General features: G+C 64.1%; 3 protein-coding genes. All 3 read left to right on the top strand.

All coding sequences use genetic code 11. From position 1 onward, the window contains the following. On the top strand, positions 1–2,056 hold a 2,056-nt coding region (gene polA / locus AC3AYF_RS18980), incomplete at its 5' end, for a DNA polymerase I (RefSeq protein ID WP_487780189.1). 109 nt (positions 2,057–2,165) lie between these two features. Next, positions 2,166–3,581, top strand: a complete 1,416-nt coding sequence (gene gndA, locus AC3AYF_RS18985) for an NADP-dependent phosphogluconate dehydrogenase (RefSeq protein WP_295039425.1) — start codon at positions 2,166–2,168, stop codon at positions 3,579–3,581. Positions 3,582–3,594: 13 nt separating this feature from the next. Further along, positions 3,595–3,894, top strand: a 300-nt coding sequence (gene nadA, locus AC3AYF_RS18990; RefSeq protein WP_487780190.1) for a quinolinate synthase NadA, incomplete at its 3' end; no start/stop codon positions are given.

Consider the following 3,894-nt stretch of genomic DNA (forward strand, 5'->3'; position numbering starts at 1 on the left):
CTATCTCTCCTACCAGCTGGCCACCATCAAGACCGACTGCGAGCTGCCGGTGGGGCTCGACGACCTGCACTTGGCCTCACCCGACCGCGAGGCGCTGAAGGCGCTCTACACCCGGCTCGAGTTCAAGAACTGGCTGGGCGAATTGCTCGAAGGCAAGGACGAGGGCGTCGACGATGTGGGCGCCGAGAACGCCGGCAAATCGGAAATCGACGAGGACGTGACGCTGACCAAGCCGGCGCGCCACGACCAGACGCTGCTGACGCAGGCGGAATTCGATACCTGGCTCGAGCGGCTGAAAGCCAGCGAAGCGTTCTGCGTCGATCTGGAAACCACGAGTCTCAACTACATGGAGGCCGATATCGTCGGTATCGGCCTCTCGCTGGAGCCCGGCGAGGCGGCCTACATCCCCGTCGGCCACGACTATCTCGACGCGCCGGCGCAGCTGGATCGCGACGCCGTGCTGGCGGCGCTCAAGCCGCTGCTGGAAGACCCCGAGATCGGCAAGATCGGCCAGAACCTCAAGTACGATATTTCGGTGCTGGCGCGCTACCGGATCCGGGTCGCCGGCGCGCTGAACGACACCATGCTCGAGTCCTACGTGCTGAACTCCACCGCGACGCGCCACGACATGGATTCGCTGGCGCTCAAGTATCTCGGCGAGAAGACCATCGGTTTCGAGGAGATCGCCGGCAAGGGCGCCAAGCAGCTCACCTTCAACCAGATCGCGCTGGAAGAGGCCGTGCCCTACGCCTGCGAGGACGTCGACATTACCCTGCGTCTGCATCGCGAACTGCGGCCGAAGGTGGAGGCGTCCGGCCGTCTTGCCGAAGTGCTCGATACCCTCGAGCGACCGCTGATTCCGGTGCTCTCGCACATGGAGCGCAATGGCGTCGCGCTGGATGCCAAGCGCCTCCACACCCAGAGCCAGGAACTGGAAGTCCGTATTCGCGAGCTGGAAACCGAAGCCTTCGAACTGGCCGGCAAGGAGTTCAACCTGGGCTCGCCCAAGCAGCTGGCGGAGATTCTGTTCGAGGAGCAGAAGATCCCGGTGATCAAGAAGACGCCCAAGGGCGCGCCGAGTACCGCCGAGGCCGTGCTCGAGGAGCTGGCGCTGGACTACCCGCTGCCCAAGCTGATCATGTCCCATCGCGGCATGACCAAGCTCAAGTCGACCTACACCGACAAGCTGCCGCGACTGGTCAATCCGGCCACCAATCGGCTGCACACCAGCTACCACCAGGCGGTGACGGCGACCGGGCGGCTGTCGTCTTCCGATCCCAACCTGCAGAACATCCCGATTCGCACCGAGGAGGGGCGCAAGATCCGCCAGGCGTTCGTCGCCCGCGATGGCTACCGGATCGTCGCCGCCGACTACTCGCAGATCGAGCTGCGGATCATGGCGCATCTTTCCGACGACAAGGGCCTGCTCGATGCCTTCGCCAACGACCGCGACATCCACGCGGCCACCGCGGCGGAAGTCTTCGGCGTGGCGCTGGAGAAGGTCACCACCGATCAACGTCGCAGCGCCAAGGCGATCAACTTCGGCCTGATCTACGGCATGAGCGCCTGGGGGCTCTCACGGCAGCTGCACATCGAAGCCAAGCAGGCCAAGGTCTACATCGATCGCTACTTCGACCGTTACCCGGGCGTGGCCAGGTTCATGGACAACATCCGCGCCCAGGCCGGCGAGGATGGCTTCGTCGAGACCGTGTTCGGCCGCCGGCTCCACCTGCCCGAGATCAAGGCCCAGAACCACGCCCGCCGCCAGGCCGCCGAGCGGACCGCGATCAACGCCCCGATGCAGGGCACCGCGGCGGACATCATCAAGCTGGCGATGATCGACGTGCACCACTGGCTCAATCCGGCCAAGGGGCAGGCGGCGTTCGACGCCTGGATGGTGATGCAGGTGCACGACGAACTGGTGTTCGAGGTCAAGGAGAGCCAGGTCGACGACTTCCTCGTCGCGATCCGGGGCAGGATGCAGGATGCGGCCGAACTCAATGTCCCGCTGATCGTCGATGCCAATAGTGGGGCCAATTGGGACGAAGCGCACTGAAACCTGCGCCCGGCTGGCTTACACTGGTTCGACCTGTACGGATTCGACTTACATTGACGTATCGTTTATCGCCGCGTGACGGCTTTATTTTCGCAAGGAGCACAAGGTAATGGCCAAACAGCAAATCGGTGTCGTCGGCATGGCCGTCATGGGGCGCAATCTGGCGCTCAACATCGAAAGCCGCGACTACACGGTATCGATCTTCAACCGCTCGCGGGAGAAGACCGACGAAGTGATGCAGGAAAATCCCGACAGCAAGCTGGTGCCGTTCTATAGCGTCGAGGAGTTCGTCGCCTCACTGGAAACGCCGCGCCGCATCCTGCTGATGGTCAAGGCCGGCGATGCCACCGACAAGACGATTGCGTCGCTGACGCCGCACCTCGACCAGGGCGATATCCTGATCGACGGCGGCAACACCCCGTTCGAGGACACCATCCGCCGCAACAAGGAGCTCTCCGAAGCGGGCTTCAACTTCATCGGCACCGGCGTTTCCGGTGGCGAGGAGGGCGCGCTGAAAGGGCCGTCGATCATGCCGGGCGGGCAGAAGGAAGCCTACGACATGGTGGCGCCGATCCTCGAGAAGATCGCCGCCCGCGCCGACGACGGCGAGCCCTGCGTGGCCTATGTCGGCCCGGATGGCGCCGGCCACTACGTCAAGATGGTCCATAACGGCATCGAATACGGCGACATGCAGCTGATCAGTGAAGCCTACGCGATCCTCAAGGGCTCGCTGGGGCTCTCCAACGCCGAGCTGGCCGACGTCTTCAGCGACTGGAACGAAGGCGAACTCGACAGCTACCTGATCGATATCACCGCCAGGATCTTCACCAAGAAGGATGACCAGAGCGATCACGACGTGGTCGACATCATCCTCGACTCGGCGGGCCAGAAGGGCACCGGCAAGTGGACCAGCAAGAGCGCGCTGGATCTCGGTGTGCCGCTGCCGCTGATCACCGAGTCGGTCTTCGCGCGCTTCATCTCGGCGCTGAAGGACGAGCGCGTCGAAGCCGCCAAGGTGCTGAAGGGGCCGGCCGAGACGCCGCTCCAGGGCGACAAGGCCGAGTTCATCGAGAAGGTGCGCAAGGCGCTCTTCTTCAGCAAGATCGCCTCCTACGCCCAGGGCTTCGCCCAGATGCGCGCGGCGTCCGAGCAGTACGACTGGAATCTCGACTACGGCGAGGTCGCCAAGCTGTTCCGCGCCGGCTGCATCATCCGCGCCCGCTTCCTGCAGAAGATCACCGACGCCTACCAGGAGAATCCCGGGCTCAAGAACCTGCTGATGGCGCCGTACTTCGGGGACATCGCCGGCAACTATCAATCGGCGCTTCGGGACGTGATCTCTCATGCGGTCCAGAACGGCATCCCGGTACCCACGTTCTCCTCCGCGATCGCCTACTACGACAGCTACCGCAGCGAGAAACTGCCGGCCAACCTGATCCAGGCCCAGCGCGACTTCTTCGGCGCCCACACCTACAAGCGTGTCGATCGGGAAGGGATCTTCCACACCGAGTGGCTGCAGGACTGACGGAGACGAAGCGATGGCGGAGCTGGAACGGGATCGGGTTCGCGAGCACTTGGCGGGTAACACGCCGCCGACGCTCGACGAGAGTGCCCGAGCGCACTATCGGGCGCGTATCGCGGCGCAGTTGAAGGCGCGTAATGCGGTGCTGGTGGCGCACTACTACACCGATCCCGAGATCCAGGCGCTGGCGGAGGCGACCGGTGGCTGCGTGGCCGATTCGCTGGAGATGGCGCGCTTCGGCAAGGATCACCCGGCGACCACGCTGATCGTCGCCGGCGTGCGTTTCATGGGTGAGACCGCGAAGATCCTGAACCCG

This window comes from Salinicola sp. (assembly GCF_982684285.1).